General features: G+C 69.3%; 23 protein-coding genes, 1 tRNA gene and 1 pseudogene. 12 read left to right on the forward strand and 13 right to left on the reverse strand.

Annotation, left to right across the window (positions count from 1 at the left end; translation table 11 throughout):
- Positions 1-24: 24 nt before the first annotated feature.
- Together ACGFIW_RS03765 and ACGFIW_RS03770 are read right to left on the reverse strand one after the other, a co-directional pair.
- The gene (locus ACGFIW_RS03765) at positions 25-1,674 is read right to left on the reverse strand and encodes a tetratricopeptide repeat protein (protein ID WP_393310769.1); all 1,650 of its coding nucleotides are present in this window, start codon (positions 1,672-1,674) and stop codon (positions 25-27) included.
- 57 nt (positions 1,675-1,731) lie between these two features.
- Positions 1,732-2,193 carry a MarR family winged helix-turn-helix transcriptional regulator gene (locus tag ACGFIW_RS03770; protein WP_393240211.1) on the reverse strand — a complete coding sequence of 154 codons (462 nt, stop codon included), beginning with the start codon at positions 2,191-2,193 and terminating at the stop codon, positions 1,732-1,734.
- A 49-nt stretch (positions 2,194-2,242) separates the two neighbouring features.
- Between ACGFIW_RS03770 and ACGFIW_RS03775 the strand changes: the two genes are divergently transcribed.
- Together ACGFIW_RS03775 and ACGFIW_RS03780 are read left to right on the forward strand one after the other, a co-directional pair.
- Positions 2,243-2,764 carry a VOC family protein gene (locus ACGFIW_RS03775; protein ID WP_393310770.1) on the forward strand — a complete coding sequence of 174 codons (522 nt, stop codon included), beginning with the start codon at positions 2,243-2,245 and terminating at the stop codon, positions 2,762-2,764.
- Positions 2,765-2,789: 25 nt separating this feature from the next.
- Positions 2,790-3,674, forward strand: a complete 885-nt coding sequence (locus ACGFIW_RS03780; protein ID WP_393310771.1) for a hypothetical protein — start codon at positions 2,790-2,792, stop codon at positions 3,672-3,674.
- Positions 3,675-3,894: 220 nt separating this feature from the next.
- Here ACGFIW_RS03780 and ACGFIW_RS03785 read toward each other — a convergent pair whose 3' ends face one another.
- The gene (locus ACGFIW_RS03785) at positions 3,895-4,074 is read right to left on the reverse strand and encodes a DUF4236 domain-containing protein (RefSeq protein ID WP_030333600.1); all 180 of its coding nucleotides are present in this window, start codon (positions 4,072-4,074) and stop codon (positions 3,895-3,897) included.
- 247 nt (positions 4,075-4,321) lie between these two features.
- On the opposite strand from ACGFIW_RS03785, the gene ACGFIW_RS03790 reads away from it, so the two are divergent.
- From ACGFIW_RS03790 to ACGFIW_RS03805, 4 genes are all read left to right on the forward strand, one after another.
- Positions 4,322-4,399, forward strand: coding sequence for a putative leader peptide (locus ACGFIW_RS03790; RefSeq protein WP_350938629.1), 78 nt, complete (start codon positions 4,322-4,324; stop codon positions 4,397-4,399).
- 120 nt (positions 4,400-4,519) lie between these two features.
- Entirely contained in the window at positions 4,520-4,651 is a 132-nt protein-coding gene (locus tag ACGFIW_RS03795; RefSeq protein WP_393310772.1) for a hypothetical protein, read from the forward strand.
- Positions 4,648-5,217: a flavin reductase family protein gene (locus tag ACGFIW_RS03800; protein ID WP_393310773.1), complete on the forward strand. Its 570-nt coding sequence runs from the start codon at positions 4,648-4,650 to the stop codon at positions 5,215-5,217. The genes ACGFIW_RS03795 and ACGFIW_RS03800 overlap by 4 nt, the downstream gene beginning before the upstream one ends.
- Positions 5,214-5,825 carry a malonic semialdehyde reductase gene (locus ACGFIW_RS03805; protein WP_393310774.1) on the forward strand — a complete coding sequence of 204 codons (612 nt, stop codon included), beginning with the start codon at positions 5,214-5,216 and terminating at the stop codon, positions 5,823-5,825. Before ACGFIW_RS03800 ends, ACGFIW_RS03805 begins: the two co-directional genes overlap by 4 nt.
- 24 nt (positions 5,826-5,849) lie before the next feature.
- On the opposite strand, the gene ACGFIW_RS03810 is transcribed toward ACGFIW_RS03805, so the two are convergent.
- Entirely contained in the window at positions 5,850-6,305 is a 456-nt protein-coding gene (locus tag ACGFIW_RS03810; RefSeq protein WP_357557570.1) for an Rrf2 family transcriptional regulator, read from the reverse strand.
- Positions 6,306-6,312: 7 nt separating this feature from the next.
- Positions 6,313-7,290 carry a helix-turn-helix transcriptional regulator gene (locus ACGFIW_RS03815; RefSeq protein ID WP_393310775.1) on the reverse strand — a complete coding sequence of 326 codons (978 nt, stop codon included), beginning with the start codon at positions 7,288-7,290 and terminating at the stop codon, positions 6,313-6,315.
- Between the two features lie 184 nt (positions 7,291-7,474).
- On the opposite strand from ACGFIW_RS03815, the gene ACGFIW_RS03820 reads away from it, so the two are divergent.
- Positions 7,475-8,251 (forward strand): glucose 1-dehydrogenase, encoded by a 777-nt coding sequence (locus ACGFIW_RS03820; RefSeq protein WP_393310776.1) that lies wholly within the window; start codon positions 7,475-7,477, stop codon positions 8,249-8,251.
- Between the two features lie 115 nt (positions 8,252-8,366).
- Here ACGFIW_RS03820 and ACGFIW_RS03825 read toward each other — a convergent pair whose 3' ends face one another.
- Positions 8,367-8,798 (reverse strand): SsgA family sporulation/cell division regulator, encoded by a 432-nt coding sequence (locus tag ACGFIW_RS03825; protein ID WP_007457244.1) that lies wholly within the window; start codon positions 8,796-8,798, stop codon positions 8,367-8,369.
- A 273-nt stretch (positions 8,799-9,071) separates the two neighbouring features.
- On the opposite strand from ACGFIW_RS03825, the gene ACGFIW_RS03830 reads away from it, so the two are divergent.
- From ACGFIW_RS03830 to ACGFIW_RS03840, 3 genes are all read left to right on the forward strand, one after another.
- Positions 9,072-9,650 carry a PGPGW domain-containing protein gene (locus tag ACGFIW_RS03830; protein WP_393310777.1) on the forward strand — a complete coding sequence of 193 codons (579 nt, stop codon included), beginning with the start codon at positions 9,072-9,074 and terminating at the stop codon, positions 9,648-9,650.
- Between the two features lie 50 nt (positions 9,651-9,700).
- Positions 9,701-9,772 (forward strand) — tRNA-Val (locus tag ACGFIW_RS03835).
- A 145-nt stretch (positions 9,773-9,917) separates the two neighbouring features.
- Positions 9,918-10,520, forward strand: coding sequence for a hypothetical protein (locus ACGFIW_RS03840; protein WP_393310778.1), 603 nt, complete (start codon positions 9,918-9,920; stop codon positions 10,518-10,520).
- Between the two features lie 35 nt (positions 10,521-10,555).
- Here ACGFIW_RS03840 and ACGFIW_RS03845 read toward each other — a convergent pair whose 3' ends face one another.
- The 7 genes and pseudogenes from ACGFIW_RS03845 to ACGFIW_RS03875 all read right to left on the reverse strand — a co-directional run bounded on the left by ACGFIW_RS03845 (position 10,556) and on the right by ACGFIW_RS03875 (position 18,912).
- Positions 10,556-11,776 (reverse strand): tyrosine-type recombinase/integrase, encoded by a 1,221-nt coding sequence (locus tag ACGFIW_RS03845; protein ID WP_393310779.1) that lies wholly within the window; start codon positions 11,774-11,776, stop codon positions 10,556-10,558.
- Positions 11,776-11,973, reverse strand: coding sequence for an excisionase family DNA-binding protein (locus tag ACGFIW_RS03850; protein WP_393310780.1), 198 nt, complete (start codon positions 11,971-11,973; stop codon positions 11,776-11,778). The genes ACGFIW_RS03845 and ACGFIW_RS03850 overlap by 1 nt, the downstream gene beginning before the upstream one ends.
- A pseudogene (locus ACGFIW_RS03855) lies at positions 11,970-13,542 on the reverse strand (replication initiator). The gene ACGFIW_RS03850 and the pseudogene ACGFIW_RS03855 overlap by 4 nt, the downstream one beginning before the upstream one ends.
- Before the next feature lie 1,086 nt (positions 13,543-14,628).
- Positions 14,629-15,402, reverse strand: a complete 774-nt coding sequence (locus ACGFIW_RS03860; protein WP_393310781.1) for a hypothetical protein — start codon at positions 15,400-15,402, stop codon at positions 14,629-14,631.
- Positions 15,403-15,448: 46 nt separating this feature from the next.
- Positions 15,449-15,715, reverse strand: coding sequence for a hypothetical protein (locus tag ACGFIW_RS03865; protein WP_132183053.1), 267 nt, complete (start codon positions 15,713-15,715; stop codon positions 15,449-15,451).
- 618 nt (positions 15,716-16,333) lie between these two features.
- On the reverse strand, positions 16,334-17,839 hold the full coding sequence (locus ACGFIW_RS03870) for a restriction endonuclease (RefSeq protein WP_393310782.1): 1,506 nt from the start codon (positions 17,837-17,839) through the stop codon (positions 16,334-16,336).
- Positions 17,840-18,687: 848 nt separating this feature from the next.
- Positions 18,688-18,912 carry a winged helix-turn-helix domain-containing protein gene (locus tag ACGFIW_RS03875; RefSeq protein WP_393310783.1) on the reverse strand — a complete coding sequence of 75 codons (225 nt, stop codon included), beginning with the start codon at positions 18,910-18,912 and terminating at the stop codon, positions 18,688-18,690.
- Positions 18,913-19,408: 496 nt separating this feature from the next.
- Here ACGFIW_RS03875 and ACGFIW_RS03880 point away from each other — a divergent pair, with 496 nt between their 5' ends.
- Both ACGFIW_RS03880 and ACGFIW_RS03885 read left to right on the forward strand, forming a co-directional pair.
- Positions 19,409-19,627, forward strand: coding sequence for a flavin reductase (locus ACGFIW_RS03880; protein WP_393310784.1), 219 nt, complete (start codon positions 19,409-19,411; stop codon positions 19,625-19,627).
- Positions 19,624-19,797, forward strand: coding sequence for a hypothetical protein (locus tag ACGFIW_RS03885; RefSeq protein WP_393310785.1), 174 nt, complete (start codon positions 19,624-19,626; stop codon positions 19,795-19,797). The genes ACGFIW_RS03880 and ACGFIW_RS03885 overlap by 4 nt, the downstream gene beginning before the upstream one ends.
- Positions 19,798-20,128 lie beyond the last annotated feature (331 nt).

Genomic DNA, 20,128 nt, shown 5'->3' on the forward strand with positions numbered 1-20,128 from the left:
CGGCGCACCCGCAACGGGGTCTGGTCAGCGGCGGCGGGTGCAGACCTGCTCGGAGTTGGCGACGGTGTCGGTGGACCAGACGACGGCGACGGTGAAGCAGTAGTCGTTGGTGCGGTTGAGCGCGTAGATGACGTAGCTGGTGGTGCCGGCGGGCAGGGTCGCGAAGACGTTGCGGTCCTGACCGGTGCGGCCACCCGCGACGACGACCGGGCCCTCGCTGCCGGCCGGATAGGTCCAGTTCAGCGCGATGCTGTCCCGGGTGTCGCGCAGGGTCACCGCGCCGGGCGGGCTGCCGGTCGGCGCTGCGGTGCCGGCCGGCGTGGGCGCGGCGCCGCCCGGGTTGGGCGCGGTGGTGGGCGAGCTGGCGGTGGGGGAGCCGCTGGCCGGCGGCGGCTTCGGCTCGTCGTCGCCCCCGACCCGGGCCACCCCGGCGATCACCGCGGCCGCACCGAGCAGCACCACGACCACGCCGGCCACCAGCACCGGCACCAGCCGGTTGCGCGGCGGCGAGGGAGCCCGGTGCACGGGGACCGGCAGCAACCGGGACGGCGTGTAGGGCTCAATCGGCGCGTACGGGTCCGGCGGCCGGTACGGGTCAGCCACCGCGTTCGGGTCGGCGGCCGTGTACGGGTCGGCGGCCGTGTACGGGTCGGACGGCGTGGCGGGGTGGTGCAGCCGGTAGACCCCGGGCTGCTCCTCGGTGCCGCCGGCCAGCCCGATCACGGACGGGGGCACCGGAGCGTCGGTGCTGTAGGGGGTGGGCTCCTCCGCCGCCTCGGGTGGCCAGGTGGTGCCCGCCGGCCCGACCGGTTCGTCGGCAGGCATCCGGGGATTCGGCACCGTCCCACCGGCCGCCGGTCCGGCCTGGTGTGGCGCGGGTGCCGCTGGGTGGCGGCCGAATTCGGTCGGGTCGTCGCCGTGCGGTGGGACGCGGGCGGCCGGCACCGTCGGGGTGTCCCGTGCGGTGGGCGGGTCGTCGGCGCAGGCGTGGTCGGGATTTGCCGCCGCGCGGGCCAGGGCCGCCACCTGCGCGGCCAGCGGGTCGTCGGCGGGCAGGTGCTGCCGGCACAGCTCACGTGCCAGTGCCAGGTTGTCGTGTGCCTCGGTGAACTGCCCGCAGTCACGCTGCATCGCCCCGAGCCGCGCCAGCATCTTGATGCCGCTGGGGTGCCCGTCGCCATAGATCTCCCGGTGCAGCTCCCAGGCGTCCTGGAGCCGGTCCCGGGCGATCGTGCACTGGCCGCGGGCGTACTCGACGGTGGCCAGGTCGGCGTGTGCGGCGAGCACCCGCAGTGACTCCGGCCCGTCCTGCGCGGTCAGCTCGATGATGACTTCCTGGTAGAGCCGAGCGGCCCGGGAGTGGCTGCCGACCCGGTGCAGCACCGCGGCCAGGGTCGCCGCGGCGGCCACCGTACGCGGGTCGGAGCGGCCGTGCAGGCGGGTGGTGGCCGCGTACGCGAAGGCGGCCCAGCCGCGGGCCGAGTGCGGCTCACCGAGGGCGACCAACACCCGCGCCTGGAGGCTGGCCGCCTCGGCCAACTCGTCGGTGGCGTTGGCGGGGCGGGGGTCGGCGTCGGTGAGCGCGTCGGCGAGCAGTTGCTGCGCGCCGGCCAGATCGCCGGCCGACACGAGATGGTGCGCCTGGTCAGTCAGTTCGCCGAAGCCGGAAGACACGCCCCATCGTGCTCATTCGACGACGGTTAGTACAAGACCCGCGCCGGTGTCGATTGGTCAGGATCTCCTCAGGTGGTCGGCCAGGGTTTCGCTGATTCGGCGCAGTTGGTCGACCTGGGCGGGGCTCAACGCGTCGAACAGATGCCGGCGTACCCCTTCGACGTGGCCGGGTGCGGCGGCCGCGAGGGTGGCGAAACCCTCGTCGGTGAGCAGGGCGATCTGCCCGCGCCGGTCGGTGGGGCATTCCTCGCGGCGCACCCATCCGGCCGCCTCCAGCCGGGCCACGGCGTGCGAGAGCCGGCTGCGCGACGACCCCGCCGCCTGCGCGAGTTCGCTCATCCGTAGTTGGCGACCGGGGGCCTCGGAGAGCCGGACCAGGATCTCGTAGTACGCGTGCGGCATGCCCGCCTCGCGCTGGAGCTCGCGGTCGAGGGTGTCCATCAGCATCCGGGACGCGGCGAGGTACGCGCGCCACGTGCGCTGTTCGTCGGGGTCCAGCCAGCGGGTCATGACGGCCATCATAACGCGGGTAGTTGAACGCTCAACCAAAGTGGGCTAACCTCGGGGCATGGGTATCCACCGGCTCAACCACGCGGTCCTCTACGTCAGTGACCTCGCCCGCAGCGTCGCGTTCTACCGGGACGTGCTGGGCTTCCGTGCGGTGGCGATGACCCCGGACGGATTCCGGGGCGCCACCTTCCTCCAGGCCCCCGACTCCACCAACGACCACGACCTCGGCCTGTTCGAGATCGGGGCCGGTGCCGGGCGGTCGACCGCCGGCCGGGCCACCGTCGGCCTCTACCACCTCGCCTGGGAGGTGGACACGCTCGACGAGCTGGCCGTCACCGCCGAGCGGCTCGCCGCCGCCGGGGCTCTGGTCGGCACCTCCGACCACGGCACGACCAAGAGCCTCTACGGCAAGGACCCGGACGGTCTGGAGTTCGAGATCGTCTGGCTGGTCCCCGCCAACCTGCTCGACGACGCCGCGCTGACCGCACGCAAGCAGATCGGTCGGCTCGACCTGGACGCCGAACGGCAGCGCTACGGCGGGCAGACCCGGGGCGGGGTGGGGATCTCCGTCCCGGCCTGAGCAGGTCATACGGTAGAACGGACCGATGCCGACCGACCGGACCACCGATTTCCTTCGTGCGCTGCTGGTCCGCCAGCTGACCACCTGGCTGCCCACGGCCCTGCAACGCTCCCGGCGGGCCACCGTCGCACTCGCCGGCACCGACGCGGACGGCGCGGTGGCCGCGCTGCGACTGGTCGGCGCGCACGCCGACCAGGTGCGCGGCCGGCAGGTGACCGTGCTGCTGCTCGCCGACGGCGCGCCCGACCTGCCGGCCCGCCTCGGCCCGGTCGAGGCGGAGTTGCCCGCCGAGGTCACGGTGCACCTGCTGCCCGGTGACCCGGATCGGCTGCCGGTCGCCGTCAAGGCGGCCGGTGCGGCGGGCTCGCCGCTGTTCTCCTTCGTGGACGTGCCAGGTGCGGTGGGCCCGAAGCTGCTCACGGCCGCCGCCAACGGCCGCGCCGGCGAGGTGTTGCTGCACGCGGGCAACAGTGCCCGTGCCGCGCTCGTCGCGGCCGGCTTTCCCCTGGTCGCCGAGCTGGCACCGGTGCTGCCGGACGACGCGGTCGCCGGCGTGGTCGCGTTTGGCAGCCGTTCGGACCGGAGCCTGGAGGCGGTGCGTGACGCGCTCTGGTCGGTCGGCGCGGACCTCGGCGTGCGCTACCGCGACCCGGACGACCCGATGAGCGCGACTGTCGACGTGGCCGGCGACCCCGACCTCGCTCCGCTGGCCCAGGCGCTGCTGGCCGAGCTGCGTCGCGACGGTCCACGGCAGGTCACCGAGCTGCGCCGGCACACCCTCACCGCGACCGTCTACCGTGCCGTCGACGCGAACCGCGCGCTGGCCGGCCTGCTGGACGACGGCGAGGTACGACGCGACCGCGAGAGCGGCAAGCTGGCCGGCGACGAGCTAATAACCCCAACCCACTGACCCCACCCCACCCCGCCCCCGCCCCCGCCCCCGCGATCTTGCACTTTCTGCCCCCGCATAAAGGGCATTCAACGCAGAACGGCGACAGAGAGTGCAAGATCGCCGGGCCGGGCCGGGCCGGGGCGGGGCGGGGCTGGGCAGGGCAGGGCTGGGTGGGGGCCCTTGGACGCCGAGCGGGGTGCCGGTGGTATCACCGGCACCCCGCTCGACTCCCGGGAGATTACGACCGGGACTTGTCCTGCTTCCAGGACAGCGGACCAGGCAGGTCGACGCGGTGTGCCCGTGCCTTCGAGTTCCAGGACCAGCGCCCGATCTTGATGCTCCAGGAGGAGAAGCCGTTCTCGGTGAAGTTCAGGATGATCGGTCCGTACTTCTTGCGCTTGCGAAACATGAGGCCCATCGGAGGACTCCCCTCGTCACCGTTCCCTGCCGTGTCGAGATCGAACATGCCCGGACCGGCAACTTTTGAAACCCTCTCGGTGTCCGTCCTGGACGGTCCCGGCCGCGCAAGTCCAATCTCTACTCACCAGATAGGTCTTGTGCCACGATAAGGGCTGCTAGTCACGCTATCTCCCATCGGCATCGATGGAATTCTCACCTTCTGGAAGACCGTTGACCGGGTGATTCCGTCCCGGCAACATGAGGTCATGTCGCAGCGGGATGAGCTCCACCTCACCGCTCGTGTGCACGTCGACCTGGTCCGGCACGCGAGCGCACTCTGTTGAGCCGACCGGTCCATCCGGTCCGACTCCAGCGACGCACGCACACCGCCGGCCCGCTCAACGCGGAGCAGCGTGCCTTCCTACCCTCCGCACTCCCACCGTGGACAGATCAGGAGACTCCGCATGTCCCTGCCCCGTCGTGCCGTCCTCCGTCCCCGAGCCGCCACCACCGCCCCGACCACCGCCGTGACCAGGTGCTCCGGCCCACCCCGACCGGCCCGCACCCAGTCGGCGTCGACCCCGGTGTCGGCGTGACCACCGTGGAGCGTCCCGCGACGGACGCCGCCGAGCTGCGACCGGTGAGTGCGGACCTGTTCCGTGCTCTGCTGCGTCGGCAGGCCACAAGCGTCACCGTGGTCACCGCTGTCGCCCGCGCCACCGACCCCGCCTGCCTGGGCGGCATCGGCGCGCCGATCCGGGCGGGTTTCACCGCCACCTCGTTCACGTCGGTGTCGCTGGACCCGCCGCTCGTCTCGTTCTGCCTCGGGACGGCGTCGTCGAGCTGGCCGGTGCTGGCTCGCGCCGAGCACGTCGCGGTGCACCTGCTGACCGCGGGGCAGCGGGACGCCGCGACGATCTTCGCCACCAGCGGCATCGACCGGTTCGCCGCGTACCCGGACTGGACGTCCGGACCGTTCGGGGTGCCGCTGCTGACCGGCGTGTTGGCCCGGCTGTTCTGCCGGGTGGTGCACCGGGTGCCCGCCGGCGACCACACGCTCGTCATCGCCGAGCCGTTGGCGCTCGGTGATGGCGGCGACGGCGCGCCGCTGGTGCACCACCACGGCGGCTACACCACCGCCGCCGCGCCGGTGCCCCGGTGACGGCGCTTGCCACACCGGGCCTGCTCGCGTTGGACCGGGCCGCCCAGGACCTGCTGTTCCGGACGGCCCGCACGGCCAACACGTTCACCGACGAGCCGGTCACTGACGCCCAGGTCGCGGCGATCCACGACCTGATCCGGTACGGGCCGACCGCGTACAACGGCCAGCCGCTGCGGGTGCTGCTGCTGCGCAGCCCGGCGGCCCGGGCGCGACTGCTGCCGCACCTCTCGTCGGGCAACCGGGCGAAGACCGCTGCCGCGCCGCTGGTGGCGGTGCTCGCCGCTGATGTGGACTTCCACGAACGGCTGCCCGAGCTGTACCCGCACCGCCCGCAGGCCCGCGACTGGCTCACCGATCGGGCGACGCGGGTCGAGCAGGCCCGGTTCAGTGCGACCCTGCAGATCGGCTACCTGTTGGTGGGTGTCCGCGCGGCGGGGCTTGCCGCCGGCCCGATGGCCGGGTTCGATGCGGAGGGCGTGACCCGGGAGTTCTTTCCCGACGGGCGGCACGAGACGCTGCTGGTCATGAACGTGGGCCACCCTGGCCCAGACTCCTGGAGCGCCCGGCTGCCCCGGCTGAGCACCGAGGACGTGCTCCGGACGCTCTGACACGCGAGGTGGGCGCGAGGTGGGTCAGCGCGGCTCCCACGCGTCGGGCAGCGCGGTGAGCTTGCGGACGTGGGCGGGCAGCCGACCGTTGACGATCTCGGCGAGGCTCACCTCGTCGACCACGCGCCGCACCGCCGCCCGCACGGCCACCCACAGGCCGGGCAGGTTCTCCGCCGCACCCTCGTACCGGGTCTCCTCGGGGCGCAGCCCGCGTACTCCGGCCAGTGGACCGTCCACCGCCCGCAGCACCGCGCCGACGGTCACCTCGCGTGGTGGACGGGCCAGCGTGTAGCCGCCCTCGGCACCACGCTGGGCGCGGACGATGCCGGCCCGGCGAAGATCCGCCAGGACGGCCTCCAGGAACTTGCGGGGCATGTCCTGCTCCCCGGCGATGGCCTGGGTGGACAGCAGCGAAGGGTACGCGGTGGCCAGGCTCAGCGCCGCCCGTACCGCGTAGTCGCCGCGCGCGGAGATCTGCACCCTGTCATCATGCCCGGCCGGTGCCGAGGGCCGGTCCGGTGGGCCGCCCGGCGTGGCCGCCGTCGGCTGGTTCGGCGAGCCGGCGGAACCGGCCGCCGTTGGCGCCGGTCGGCTCGGCCGGCACGCGGGGCCGGACCACCCGGCTGGCCGCCGGCTGGTCCCGGGCGGCCCGAAACGCGCCGGGGCTCACCCCGACCTCGCGGGTGAAGAAACGGCCGAAGTTCGTCGGCTCGGAGAAGCCGAGCTGCCGGCCGATCTGGGCGATCGGCTGGTCGGTCGCGGCGAGTAACCGGCCGGCCTGCAACGCGACCCGCTCGTCGATGACCTGCTTGGCGCTGCGGCCGGTGACGGCCAGGCAAGCCCGGGTCAGGGTACGCACGGAGCAGCGCAGCCCGGCGGCGTAATCCTCCACCCGCCGGCTGCGCGGGTAGCCGTGCTCCACCTCCTGACAGAACCGGTGGAACGTCTCGTCTTCGGGCCGGGGCGTCGAGCGGTCGGCGCTGGCCAGGGTCAGCCGCAGCAGCAACACCGCCAGTTGGTGACGGAGCAGCGCGCGGGCGGTGCGGCTGTCGGGGTGCCGCTGACAGTCCACCGCCAACTGGCTCACCTCGCTGATCACCGCGTCCTCGTCCTCGCCGGCCAACTGCCGCCACGTCACGGGCGCGTCCCGGTCGATGTCGAAGCCGTGCAGCGCCTCGGGATCCCAGGAGACCACGGTGGCGTCGAACTGCGGGCCGGCGCAGCGCAGCACCTGGCCGGCTCGGACCCGTAACAGCGTGCCGGGCCGGCAGGGTAGGAGGTGGAAGTCGAGCTCCGCGTCGCCGTGCCCCCGGGTGGTGAGGATCAGCAACTCCTGCTCGACGAGCACCGGCCGACGCCAGCCCGGGTCGCCGGCGAGGTCGGCCAGCGCGAACGTGGCGATCTCGTCGGGCGCGGGTGGAGCCGAACCGATCGGTGGCGCGGGGGTGGGACCGGTGGAGACCATCGCCTGCGACGGTAGCCCGAACCGCAGGTCACCGCATCTCAATCGACGCGGGTGGCGGAATCGGCGCCGCACACCGGGCTTGTCGCGATCCCGGCGGCCGGGCTACGTTACCCGGCGGTAGCGCCGTCCGGGCCGCGCTCCGCCCAACCGGACGGCGGCCCCGCCGACTCGCGATGGGATGGGCATGACGCAGCTGTTCTCGGTCGAAGGTAAGACGGTCCTGGTCACCGGCGGGTCGCGGGGGATCGGCCTGATGATCGCCCAGGGCTTCGTCCGGGCCGGCGCACGCGTGATCATCTCGTCCCGGAAGGCGGATGTCTGCGCGGCGGTCGCCAAGGAACTCTCCGCCGAGGGGCGCTGCGAGGCCATCCCCGCCGACCTGGGCGACGACGCCGGGGCCGAGGCGCTGGCCGCCACCGTACGCGAGCGCTTCGACCGCCTCGACGTGCTTGTCAACAACGCCGGCGCGACCTGGGGCGCCCCGCTGGAGAACTACCCGGAGGCCGCGTTCGACAAGCTCTGGGCCGTCAACGTCAAGGCCGTCTTCCGACTCACCACCGCGCTGTTGCCGGCGCTGCGCGCCGCCGCCAGCGCCGACGACCCGGCCCGCGTGATCAACATCGGGTCGATCGACGGCATCCGGGTGCCGATGATGGAGGTGTACGCGTACTCGGCCACCAAGGCGGCCGTGCACATGCTCACCCGCGGCCTGGCCCACCAGTTGGCCGGTGAACAGATCACCGTCAACGCGATCGCACCCGGCCCGTTCGAGAGCAAGATGATGGCGTTCGCGCTGGACGACCCCGCCAGCCGGGCCGCCATCGAACAGCAGGTGCCGCTGGGCCGCATCGGACGCCCCGAGGACATGGCCGGGACCGCCATCTACCTCTCGTCGCGCGCGGGCGCGTACCTCACCGGGGCGGTCATCCCCGTCGACGGCGGCATCACCACGCACGGCTGAGCACCGGCCGACCCGGGGCGGGCTGCCCGCGTACACCCCGGGTGTGCCGGGGCCGCGCGGACTCGGCAGATCCGCGCGGCCCCGGGTTGACCGGTGTTGCCCGTTCGGGCGGTGGTCAGCGACCGGCGAGCAGCCGGTTCACCGCCGTGTCGACATCCAGGTGCTCGGCCTCACGACCGCGCGGGACGACGACGTAGGTCCGTCGAAGGAAGCGCACCAGGACGCTGCGCGGCACCTCGAAGAGGGCGTTGCCGTCCGGTGACGAGAGGGCCAGCGCGACGAAGTCGCCGCGCGGGGTGGCCCAGGGCCAGACCCGCACATCACCGATGCCGGCTGGCTCGTCCAGGCCGGTGACCAGCAGTTCGCGGGCGAAGGACCAGCTCACCGCCTCGCCGCCGGCAGATTCGGCATGGAACAGGACATGGACCGCATACGGGTCAGCAGGGTCGTAACGCAGACTGGCACGCACCGGCAAGGCCGTGGCGTCAGGTGCGACGAGCCTTAGTGACGTCTCGACCTCTACGGTCGTCGGTCGAATGACACTCATGGACGTTCTCCCCCCGGCACCGCTGCGGAACGCGCGTGTCCCGCTTTTCCCATACTCAGGTGCTACTCCTGGCTACGCTCCGCCATACGCTGACTTCACCCAGTGGTGGGAAGGGGGACGGAAAGGCCGCGTGAATGTGAGCATTCATGTAGGATTTCCGGTTCTGCCCAGTGCGTGATCCCGCCCGGCATCGGGTGGTTCAGTCGTCGACTTACTCCGGTAACGTCCAGTCGGCCGTTGCAGTGACGGGCGTGAGCGACACTGGGGGGTGAAATGGTGACGAAGAAATCCTCAGTGGATCCGCCCGCGGCGCCCGGCCCGCCGAAGGTCGCGGTCCGAGCAGCCGAAAAGCGGGGGTACGGAGTGCCGATGGAGCAGCCCGAACGCGCCGATCGGCCGACGTCCGACGCCGATCGTCCCGGCGGTGTCCTGGTCGTCGGAGACCCGCCGCGCCGCCCCCGCTGGCGGGAGCGGATCTCGCTGACGCTCGACCTCATCCGGGCCAACCCCACCGGCCGGATCGCACTCAAGATCTTCATTGCGATCGCGGGAGCGGTCGTGGTGACCATCGGCATCGCACTCATCCCGCTGCCCGGGCCGGGTTGGCTGCTGGTGATCGCCGGGTTGGGCATCTGGGCGGTGGAGTACCACTGGGCGCGCCGACTGCTCGGCTTCACCCGTCGGCACGTCTACGGCTGGACGCGCTGGGTGACGCGTCAGTCACTGCTGGTGCGAGTCGTGCTCGGGTCCGTCGGTCTGGTCTTCGTGGCCACCGTGGTCTGGCTGTCGCTCAAGTTCAGCCTCGGCATCGACCTGGTCGCCACGGCGATGCACTACCTCGCGACGCACTGACCCCGGATTTCCGGTCGGGTTCCACGATCGGGTAGAGTCAGTGGCGCTGAGGGCGATTAGCTCAGTGGGAGAGCGCTTCGTTCACACCGAAGAGGTCGCTGGTTCGATACCAGCATCGCCCACTCTCAGTTCCGCAGGTCAGAGGCCGCTTCCCGATTTCGGGAGGTGGCCTTTCTGCTGTCGTACAGCAGCTTTATACAGCAGCGGTCAGCGGAAGGGTGACGACAAGGCGATCGGATGTCCGGGTGTGCTGTTACCTTGCCGGCCGTGACTGATCAGCTGACGTGGATCGACTGGATCATCGACGTGACCGGATGGCGCAAGGTGCCTGAGGACGGTGTCGGCTGGGAGCAGGTGGAAGCCCAGCTGGGCGTTCCGCTGCCGACGGACTTCAAGGAACTGTGCCGCCGGTTCGTCCCGGGGCGGTTCTACGCCTACCTGGACCTCTTCCGGCCGACCGACGATCATGCACAACCGCTGTTTCGGGCGTGGGCCTATTCTCGGCAGTGGCCAAGTGAGCCTGACTTCGCGCGGCTGTGGGCCCCCTACGAGATGTACGAGCCCGACAAGGGGACGGGGCTGATCCAATGGGGCAGTGATCAGACCGAAGGGGAGTACTACTGGCTGGCGGACGGCTCTATGGAGCCCGACCGGTGGCCTGTGGTCGCGCGGCGGGACGGCATCGAGCCGTGGCACCAACTCGACATGTCGACGGCCGAGTTCGTCTACCGGGTGATCGCGGATCCGGAGTTCAAGCCGTTTACGGTGGCTGACCCGCCGCGGCGACCGTTCTACCTGCCGCACTGGGGGCCGTTCCCGATGAGCGCTGAGGACTGGGATGCTCTCACCGACCCGAACCGCAAAGGCTGAACTACCCCTTCCGGGCTGCCATTCAGGGACGAGAGTCAGCGGCCGAGGGAGTCGCCAAGACGTTTGAGTGCTTCCCGCGTCGCCTTCGACGAGACCTGCGTGTAGATCTCCATCGTGATGGAGAACCGGGCGTGCCGGAGAACCTGCATGGCGACTCTCGGATGGACGTCCAGGTCGGCCAGGAGCGTGGCGCAGGTGCGGCGGGCGTCGTGGACGGTGATCGGCCTGACGCTGGTCTTCTCGCACCTTGTCTGCCACGACCGTTGGAAGTTGCGCGGCTCAATGGGTGTGCCATAGCGGGTGGTGAATACGAGTCCGGTCTCGTGCCATGCCTTTCCGGCGGCTGCTTCAGCCTCATCGCGTTGCTGTTGTCTGAGCTTGAGGGCGGTCAGGCAGATGTCGGGCAGGGGGAGCATGGCGTCGGACGCCTGGGTCTTGGTGTCACGGTGCAGGAGCTGTCCGCGTACGCGTTGGAGCTGACGACCGATGGTCAGCTCTCCATCGTCGAGGTCTACGTCCTCCCACGTCAGTCCCAGGGCCTCGCCCTTGCGAAGACCGGTGACGAGGACAAGGGCGTAGGCGGCGTAGAGAGGGTCCTCGTCTGCTCTCGCGGACTCCAGGAACTTCCGTGCCTCGTCGCTCGACCAGGACTTGCCCCGGCGACGGCGAACGGTGGCCAGGGTGACCGCCACGGCCGGGTTCTTGGTGATGAGGTCTTCGGCCTGGGCGTGCGTGAGGGCGGCCCGCAGCGCGGCCCGGATGTCGCTGACCGTCCGCGTCGACGGGACGGCCTGGCAGCAGCGGCCGACCGCACAGCAGCGCCGCTTGTGCTTCGGCCGGGCGGCGTCCTTGCCCTGCGCGCAGCACTGGCAGGTTCGGGCCACCTGGTTGATCCACATCTGCACGTCGCGGGACTGGAGGCGGTCGAGCCGCTTCGCCCCGAGGCCGGGGGCGATGTATCGGCGGACGAATGTCTCGTAGGTGGCGTGGGTCAGGGGCGCGCGGTTCGGTTGGATGATCTCGTTGAGCCAGTAGGTGAGGAAGCTGCCAACCGTCGGAACGCTGGTCGCCACCGGCCCGGCCTTGGCCTGCTGGTGCAGCTTGATCCACTTGTCGTGCACCGCTTCGCGGGTCTTGCCGTAGACGTACTTCCGGGTGCGCCTGCCGTCCGGCTTGGTGACCCAGACGTAGGCGGCGAAGCCGTTGCGGTAGGGGAAGATGGAGCCTTCGCCGTTAGCTCGTGCACGTCCGGGCATCAGGCGGCCTCCTGGCGCTCGACCTGCTCGCGGATGTAGTCGTCGACCCACTCCGGGAGGACGCGGCGGTACTTGCCGTCCTTGATAGAGCGCAGCTCGCCGGTAGCGATCTTCATCTTGACCTTGGAGATGCCGAATCCGAGCAGGACGGCGACCTCGGCAGGGGAGTACCAGCGGGGGCGGAGGTCCTGGTTCATGCGGCGGCCCCGGTGAGCCAGGCTTCGTGGGCGAGTTCTTCCCGGCCGATGCGTCTGGCCTGGCGCCGCTGGGCGGCGGCGGTGTTGGCCAGGAGTGCGTCGCCTTCGGTGAGCCATCCGGAGCCGGCGTAGGTGAGGGTGCCGACGGTGACGGTGCCGGGGGTGTCGTCGTCCTCTTCGCGGCAGTAGGTGGCGCGGGTGTCGCGGAGCAGGCCGAAGGTGACGGAGTAACGGCGTGCCTTGGTGAGGAAGTGGCCGCCGAATCCGAGCATGTGCGCCCAGCGGCGCAGCCTGGCGTAGGCGTTCGGTTGCGTGTCAAGGCTGTATTGACGGTTGTCGGCCGTCGTGGCACCGCTGGCGGTGTCGGTGCCGGTGGGCCTGCCGAGGTGCCAGCAGGCGTCGATGAGGCGGGCGAGATGGTCGCCTTCCGGATCGGCGGAGTCGTCGATGGTGGCCGGGGTGAGGCGGGTGAAGGAGCGCCCGGTGGATTCGGTGGCCTTGGTGGCGTACTTGGCCAGGTAGGCGGCCACCTTGCCGTCGGTCAACTCGCCGTCGGCGGCGTTGATCCGGCGCACGTCGATCTGCTCGCCCCAGGCCATCACCCAGCCCTGCGGCCGGTCAGGATGCGGAGGTGTGGTGACAACGATCTGCCGCGCGGCGGCATGAACGGCGGCGTCCAGGTCGTCGACGGTGATGCCGGTCGGCGGCGGCACGAGAGCATCCGGGTCAGGGTCGACACCGTCGAGGCGCAGTAGGGCGTGGAAGTGCACGGCTGCCCGGCGTTGCATTTCGGCGACCTTGCCGTGCGACACCCGCACCGGTGGCACCCGTCGCACTTGGCCGGAGCCGGTGACGACCTGGACGAAGGGGATGCCGCATCGGCGGCAGAGTGCGGCGAGGTGCCGTTCGATGGCCTGTTTGGTGCGTCGCCACAGCTCGCCGGAGAAGTAGTTCCAGACGACCTGGTGCTCGTGGTCGTAGCAGTCCAGGCACAACGGCTGCCCGAGCTGCGGATCGTCGGCGTCGTGGCGGGCGAAGCACGCCGCGGGCTGCCCATGCTGGCAGGTGCCGGCGGCACTTCGGGCGCGGCAGGGAGCAGGGAGCAGGGCGACAGTCGCAGCGCCGCCGGGTAGCGCAGGGGTGGCGGGCGACGTGCCGGTGGTGGACCGCGCCGAAGGACGGGGCGGTGAAGGTGGCGAAGACGACCGGGTGCCGACCGACCGAGTCGGGCACACCCTTGCCGCCGGTCAGGCCGCACCGCACGACCTGGTAGGCGTCACCGGCGTAGACCCAGGCGCAGTCTCGGCATCGCGATTCTCGGCGGTTGCCGCACGCCTTGTAGAGGGTCTGGTCGGGCAGCGCGTCGGTTCGGAGTTGGCGAGTGATGCGGCCGGTGGTCGTCTCGACGGCGGCGATGGTGCCGGTGAGGCGGATTGGCCGGGCGCAGCCGCCGGCAGCGGCGGTGTGCTCAAGCCAGCCAGAGAACTCCGGCATGGCCGCACGGTGCAGGGCTTGGGCGTTCCGGCCGACGGTGACGCCGGGCCGGTACAGGGTGAGCGGGGTGGACACGGTCTTCTCCTCAGGAGGTGGCAGGGACGGGAGACGAAGCCCCACCAGCCGTGGACGTTGGTCCGCTGGTGGTGTTCGTCGTGTCTCCTGGCACCGCCGGGAGGGCGGCTGACGCCGGAGGGCAGGTTCGTGGTGGTGCCACGTCCCGCCGATGGTTGTGTCCTCTCGCGCTTGTCGAGCTGGTGACGAAGGCCGGCACGGGTGGGGAGCCTGGGATGTCGGCATCCGACCGGTTGCCGCAGACTGCCCCCACCCGTGGAGGTGTGCGAATCCGGGCCATCGTGGACGGCAATGAAGCCGTGCTGGGCCGCTCAGCGGATTCGGAGAACCGGCGCGGCGGCCGGTGCGATCGGGAGCCGGCGGGACGTGACCCGCATCAGCGGCAGGAAGGCCGCTCGGCATCTCCGAGGTCGAGTCCAGCGATCCGGTAGGAAGGCCGCGCTGGCGTGCTCGACGAGCGCCAGAGTAGCACCGCGTGCCGATACGTCAACCCGCCGTGATGTCGCCGGATGGAGGTGGGACGGCCGGCTGCCGGCTGGTGTGGGAGGACTTTCTGTACGTCTATCAAGGCGGCCCGCAACGGGCCGCACGCGCCGCCGCCAGGGCGCGCGGCCTGCACTCCGCTGGCGCTCCGCTCCGGCCACGCAGAACGCCCGGCGGCTGGCGCGAACAGCGGGGAGCCCGGAGGGCCGCCGCAGCACGACAGACCTTGCCCGGTGGGGTGGTAGAGCCGGCAGCCGGCCGAGCCGCGCGGCCGACACCCGCGCGGCGTAGGAGAGCGGGTGCCGACCGCGTCGGCGAGCTGGCGACGGTCGCGGGACTGCGGTCACTACGCCTCCGGCGGGGGGCGCAACAGCTCCAGGATGGCCGAAGACCATTGGCAGCCGCCGGGTCCATGGGTGGTGGCGGTAGGCCATCCCGCCTGCCATCGACCCGGGCAAGCCGAGCAGACCACCGCCCGACCCGCCAGCGCCCGAACGGCCGTCAAGGTCCGCTTGACGTGGCGGGCCGGGCGGTGGCCCGCTCCCCAGGAGGGCGGGTCGACGGCAGACGGGATGGCAATTCAGGCGGCGTCGTCTAGTGATCTCAGTCGTCGTCCGGGAGGGTATCCAGCAGTTGTGCGGCCACTGCGGGCGGCAAGATGGTTGACCAGATGATTTCCCCGGGTTCCGGTTCGAGCCCTCTCACTCCCTCAGGCTCTGGCATCCAACTGCTATGGTCGATGCCCGGGATGGCGTTAATGATCACCGCGAAGACCCGCGGATCCGCGATGTTCTCAGTCCCGATGAGCAGGTAGGTCTCGCCATCTTCTGCACGGGCCAGAGCGGTTACCTTGTAGCGCTCAAACTCCGCTTGATAGGCGTACCCGTTCTGCAAGGATCGGGCGATCAACTCGCGAACGATTCGTCGGATTTCGTGTTCCCATGCATAGATGTGCTCAAGTTCAAGCCGTTTCCAGTCCCAGGCTTGAGGGAGCCACCGATCTGAGGATCCATCGCGATTGGCAGTCGCCGCTAGCGTTTCGTAGAAGTCACTAGGGTCACCCTCTCGCCTGTACCCGCCCGCACCCAACCACCAAGGGGCAAGGCGAGCTTGTGGCTCGGAGGTGGTCGATTCAGCCTCGGGCAACCGGGTTACAGCACCGCGCCATCGACTGACCTTGACTTTGAACCAAAGCCGATCCACTAGGCTCAGGATCCGTTCCACGCCTCCAGCGGCATGTACTTCGGGGAGGCGCTGCGCCTCTTTGACTAGAGGGTGGCCCAGGCCCGGGAGAGGCACGCTGAGAGGCGGTGCGGACAGCTCAAGGGCTTCAATGCAGACCTTCGTGGGTCGGACAGATTGGGCCTCGCTGCTCATTGGGCAACCTTAATGCCCCAATCCGTCCGACACCAGACACGAAAGGTCAGCTTTCCGCAGGCATCCCGCCATACTCGTCAAGCTGGTCAGGCGAGAGGCCTGCGAGTAGCGAGACGGCTGACTTGGGCGATCCGTCGAGCTGGCTTAGGGCTACGCGGATGCCGTCGTTGATCTCATTGCGATGCGCTTCGATGTACTCGCGGACTGCTGCGTCTACGACGTCCTTCTTGGCCTTGCCCAGGAAGTGGGCGGCGTGAGAAATGAGCTGGTCAGTTCCAACGTCAACCTTGATGGGAGCGGACGTAGCGGCCATGGGGCCCCCTTCCAGTGGCTAGAGTACCGTAGTACCGAAGTACCCGGCAACACTATGCTCCTAACACCCAACGATACTGTGGTCCGGGGGGTGTGGCTACAGAGATGAGTCACAGAGGGCGACGCCGCCCTAGAGGGGTTGTAGCTCTCCGCATCGACGCGTTGGATGTCGGAGCCCAGACCGCCGGCGAAGGCCGCTTCTCGTGCGGTTTGCGAAGATTGTCCCGTCAGCGGTCCGCTAAACTGGCTTGACATCCCCGATAGGCTGGGCGGTCGCTACGCGATGCAACGCACCCACCGGGCCGCCAGCCTATCGGGGATGTCGTCGCTGTAGGTCGAGCGCGCGGTTGCGACGCCTCCGGCAGAGCGCTCATGACTTTCGGGCAGCATGAACGAACGCGCGCGGCAGTTACGCTCGCGCAACGAAGTGACCTGCGCGAGCGTAACTGCCAGTGCGCGAGTGTTATCAGACGGCGCGCCGCGCAACTAGCGTGACATCCGTCACTCGTATCACTGGTCAACCGCAGGCCTTCGGGCGGCTCCGTAGGCGAGGCCCCAGGGAGGAAGCATCAAGCCGGCGACTGTCGATCGTCTCATCCGGTCCGGCTTCAGGACGCCCCTATTCCAAATCTGCCCTGTCCCAACCCGGCGGAAGCTTTCCTAGACCGATAAGGACATCTAGGCCAAGGTGCTCCTTCAGCATGTGTTTAAGATTGCGTCCCTCGATGATCTCGATGCGTCCGTTTGCGGCTGCGAAGTCGCGGCTCGCCTTGCCAACCCAGGAGGTAGTAACGAGGACACCCTTGGCGGCTCGCTTATGATCCATCACGCCGGCAAGTGCATGGACTGATTCAAGGCCAACGATTTTGCTGTAACGCTTGGCTTGGATGATGCAAAGCCCGCCGACGATCGGATCCTCATTGACAGCGACGCCGTCGACGCCTTCGTCCTTTGACGCCTGCGTTACCCACGACTTCATGCCGATGGCTTCGAAGAGCCGGCGGATGAGGTGCTCAAACTCTCCAGGAGAGAGCGTGAGTAGATCAGTGCGGCTATCCAAGCCAGCGACCACATCCATCTCGTCAACGAACTTGTACTTCGAAAGGTCGAACGACATCACCGGCCTAACGCCTTCTAAGTCGTACGGGTGCGGTGAGACAATGGCGTTGAGGTGGCTGCGAAGACACAGCACCGGATCCAGCTCCGGCTCATCGAGCTGTACCATCGCAAACCTGTCCCGCTCTGCACCCACGCTCATGAGCAGCGGGCGAATGGCGCGGCCAGTCGCCTTGTCCTTAGTGGAGGCGTAGCCGTTAAATATGATGCCAGATACGAGGTCCGGGGAGGTGGCATCCAAAGCCTCGGCAATGGTGCGCAATGTTAGTCGTGCGAGGAGGTTACCGTAAAGCTTCTTAGTCTCGGGTTCGTTACGTGGTATGGCCCTCATGCCTTTCGCCGTCGTGTAACGAAAGCCAACGACAGTGGGCACGACGTTCTGGAGCGGCAACTCGTACTCGATTAGCAGTTCCCGAGAGGCAGGGTCGTAATGAGCGGCGGCCTTGCCCGTCAGGCCCTCGGGGTAGCGCGACTGAGCGAGGACGTGTTGTAGACGCTCGACGAAGGCAGTGGGGCCGCCGTTCGACAAGGCCGCCCTGAGTTCGAGGGCAGCCTCGGCGGCGCGCCGGTTTCTCCGAGCTAGAAGCTGTGCGTACTCGGTGATTCTCGTGCCGATGGCCTCGGTCCGAAACTCCGCCTCTGCGATCTTGCGGGCGTGTGCCTCCCGGTCCGCCTGCCGCTTCGCGGCGGCTGCCTCCTGTGCCTTTGTGCGGGTATCAGCAGCTCGGCGTCGTTCCTCAACGCGCTCACGTTGGGTAGCCTCTCGGGCCGCCTTCGCCGCAGCCTGGTCGGCTAGGCGCTTCGCCTGTACTTCTTGCCGCAGGCGTGCTGCCTCGGCCTTCTTTGCCGCTGCCTCGGCCTGCCTTGCCTCGCGGTGAGCCTCCGCTTCCTGGCGTTTTTGCTCGGCGATCAACTCGCGGTGCCTGCGTGCCTCCGCTTGCGCCTCAAGCTTCTTGGTCTGCTTACGGGCGTCGAGCATCTGAACGATCAGGCCCTTGCGTCGCGCCATACGTCCTCCGCAGCTCCACGATAGACAGGCACGACCGTAACTCACTGGCAACGCGGTGGAAAGGCCCGATAGCGGAGGGTGGCTGAAGTGGTGCCCGGCAACAGCGAGGCAGCGTGAGGCGCGATCCGGACCGGTTCCGTGCGTCGGACGACGGCTGGCAGATGCTTGCACGCGGGCGACTGGGTATGGCGGCGTTCGGCGACACTCTGGTCTGACAGCAGTCACCCGTCCGGCGATCGCCCCGGTCCGCCGGTCTGCAAGATCCGGACTATGCACGGAACGATCAACGGATTACACCGCCTGGAATCAGATCCGCCCCAGGTCGGGCAAGGTGCGTCGACCGAAGCTCTACTGCCTTCCTAAACCGTGTGTAGGTGCGCGGGGTCGCATCCGTCCGCGCATGGACGTCCGGGAAACTTCCCGGGCCTCGGCTCCCGGGGTTGGACCCTCAAGATCATGCCGTCTTCAGGCCGTCAAAGGTGAACCAATGGCGGCCATCGTTGACCACCGATGACCGACGTAGCCGCAGCTCAGAGGCGCAGTCGTCCGGTTTGATCGACTACGCCCGCGCCCTGGATCAATACAACGCCAAGTGTTGACCGCACATTCGGCGCTCGCCGCTGATGAGGCCGTTAGCTAATGTGCTGGCATGACAGGCATGTCAAGTGGGCGGACCGGTGTCAGGCACCGCAAGCTGAAGCACTGCCTAACCCACCCCGAGCATCAGTTCTTCTGGGCCCCAGCGCTCGGCTCATGCCCGTACTGCTCCCTCGGTGATACGCAGCGTTCGCGAAGCTCGTTCGACGAAGCCGTTCCCTGTCCGTCAGGCTGTTGCCCGAGCACTTCGGCTACCTAGGCTGCTGGTTCGTGATGTACACGCCCTTGCCTTGCCGGCCGTCGATCAGCCCTTCGGCTTTCAGGATGAGCATGGCGGCGCGGATGACGGTGTTGCTCACGTCGTAGTGCTCGCACAGGGCGGCGAAGGACGGCAGCTTGTCGCCCGGCTTCAACTGGCCGGAACTAACCTGCTCGCGGATATCCCGCGCGACCTGTAGGTAGGCGGCTTCAGACATAGGTGGTGCTCCCAGCTTGGCGGCTGGTGCAAGCAGATCACACCCTGGGTGCGACTTACAACGCTATGTGCGTTGACTGCTGACCCTGCGCACATTGCGTCCTAAGTTGCTTCTGGGGCTACCCAGCTTGGCGGCCGGGGGTCCTGCCGTGGGTGCCCGCCTCCCGACGTGGGTGCCCACGGCTTTACCCGGCGTCGGCGGGAGGCGTGATGACCAGGCCGAACAGATCAGCCTCTTGGGACGGGGAGGGTGCTGTGGCCCGTCGGGAGGTTGGCAATCGCTGGCGATCCACCCGCGATCAGGCTGGCGGTCGACCGCACGTGCCCTACGACGCGTACCTCCTGGCCGTAGCGCTGACTCTCGCTCGCCGGCACAGGCCCGTCTGGTCCTGGCGGTACTGGCGGCGCATCTGTCGCTGCGGAGGCGATCTGCCATGCCGAAGCCGCCACCGCATCCCGATCAACCGCGGCCACTGGCCCAGCCAGGACGGCCGGCGGTGACCACTCACCACCCGATCAAGCCGGCCTGGATGTGCGGCGGCTGTGCGGGGGCGTGGCCATGCCAGACCCGGCGTCAAGAGCTTCGAGCCGAGTACGACCGCGCCCCGGTGTCGCTGGCCCTCTACCTGGCCGCCCAACTCGTCGACGCCGCCCAGGACCTGGCCTACGTCCCCGCCGGCCACCTGCATTACCGATTCCTCGGCTGGACTCGATGAGCATCTTGCGGCCGGGCGACGAGAAGTTCCACTACAGCGACGGCTCGCACAAGTGGATCCCGCCAGACCCGGACTACGACCAGGAGGTCTGGGACGAGCAGGTCCGCCAGCACAAGCACGGACACCTCAGGAACGAGCGCCCCAAGGTCCGGATGCAGCGCCTTGTCTGATGCCAGCAGTACAGCACCGAAGTACAGCAACCGTGCCAGCCGAACCGGTCCGAGAGGCACGCCAGCAGGCCGTCTGACCTCGCATCAAGCCCGATCAGACCGGCTTGCCGAGAGTTCACACCGAAGAGGTCGCTGGTTCGATACCAGCATCGCCCACCAGGTTGCACCGCAGGTCAGAGGCCGGTTGGACACAGTCCAGCCGGCCTCTCGCCTATCCAGCCGCAGAGATCATGAGTCACCTGTGAGTCGGGGCCGTCGAGTGCGGGGAGAAGGGGCGTCACGCCGAGGTCCGCCAGTTGCGCTGTGTAGCCGATCGTGAAGACCCTTCTCG

It is taken from the genome of Micromonospora sp. NPDC048935 (genome assembly GCF_043197875.1).
GTDB lineage: Bacteria > Actinomycetota > Actinomycetes > Mycobacteriales > Micromonosporaceae > Micromonospora.

Excerpts from the sequence above, each read along its gene's own strand:
- ACGFIW_RS03770 (WP_393240211.1), bottom strand. The coding sequence starts at position 2,193 with ATGGCCGTCATGACCCGCTGGCTGGACCCCGACGAACAGCGCACGTGG.
- ACGFIW_RS03775 (WP_393310770.1), top strand. The coding sequence starts at position 2,243 with ATGGGTATCCACCGGCTCAACCACGCGGTCCTCTACGTCAGTGACCTC.
- ACGFIW_RS03780 (WP_393310771.1), top strand. The coding sequence starts at position 2,790 with ATGCCGACCGACCGGACCACCGATTTCCTTCGTGCGCTGCTGGTCCGC.
- ACGFIW_RS03785 (WP_030333600.1), bottom strand. The coding sequence starts at position 4,074 with ATGGGCCTCATGTTTCGCAAGCGCAAGAAGTACGGACCGATCATCCTG.
- ACGFIW_RS03790 (WP_350938629.1), top strand. The coding sequence starts at position 4,322 with ATGTCGCAGCGGGATGAGCTCCACCTCACCGCTCGTGTGCACGTCGAC.
- ACGFIW_RS03795 (WP_393310772.1), top strand. The coding sequence starts at position 4,520 with ATGTCCCTGCCCCGTCGTGCCGTCCTCCGTCCCCGAGCCGCCACCACC.
- ACGFIW_RS03815 (WP_393310775.1), bottom strand. The coding sequence starts at position 7,290 with ATGGTCTCCACCGGTCCCACCCCCGCGCCACCGATCGGTTCGGCTCCA.
- ACGFIW_RS03820 (WP_393310776.1), top strand. The coding sequence starts at position 7,475 with ATGACGCAGCTGTTCTCGGTCGAAGGTAAGACGGTCCTGGTCACCGGC.
- ACGFIW_RS03825 (WP_007457244.1), bottom strand. The coding sequence starts at position 8,798 with ATGAGTGTCATTCGACCGACGACCGTAGAGGTCGAGACGTCACTAAGG.
- ACGFIW_RS03830 (WP_393310777.1), top strand. The coding sequence starts at position 9,072 with ATGGTGACGAAGAAATCCTCAGTGGATCCGCCCGCGGCGCCCGGCCCG.
- ACGFIW_RS03845 (WP_393310779.1), bottom strand. The coding sequence starts at position 11,776 with ATGCCCGGACGTGCACGAGCTAACGGCGAAGGCTCCATCTTCCCCTAC.
- ACGFIW_RS03850 (WP_393310780.1), bottom strand. The coding sequence starts at position 11,973 with ATGAACCAGGACCTCCGCCCCCGCTGGTACTCCCCTGCCGAGGTCGCC.
- ACGFIW_RS03860 (WP_393310781.1), bottom strand. The coding sequence starts at position 15,402 with ATGAGCAGCGAGGCCCAATCTGTCCGACCCACGAAGGTCTGCATTGAA.
- ACGFIW_RS03865 (WP_132183053.1), bottom strand. The coding sequence starts at position 15,715 with ATGGCCGCTACGTCCGCTCCCATCAAGGTTGACGTTGGAACTGACCAG.
- ACGFIW_RS03870 (WP_393310782.1), bottom strand. The coding sequence starts at position 17,839 with ATGGCGCGACGCAAGGGCCTGATCGTTCAGATGCTCGACGCCCGTAAG.
- ACGFIW_RS03875 (WP_393310783.1), bottom strand. The coding sequence starts at position 18,912 with ATGTCTGAAGCCGCCTACCTACAGGTCGCGCGGGATATCCGCGAGCAG.
- ACGFIW_RS03885 (WP_393310785.1), top strand. The coding sequence starts at position 19,624 with ATGAGCATCTTGCGGCCGGGCGACGAGAAGTTCCACTACAGCGACGGC.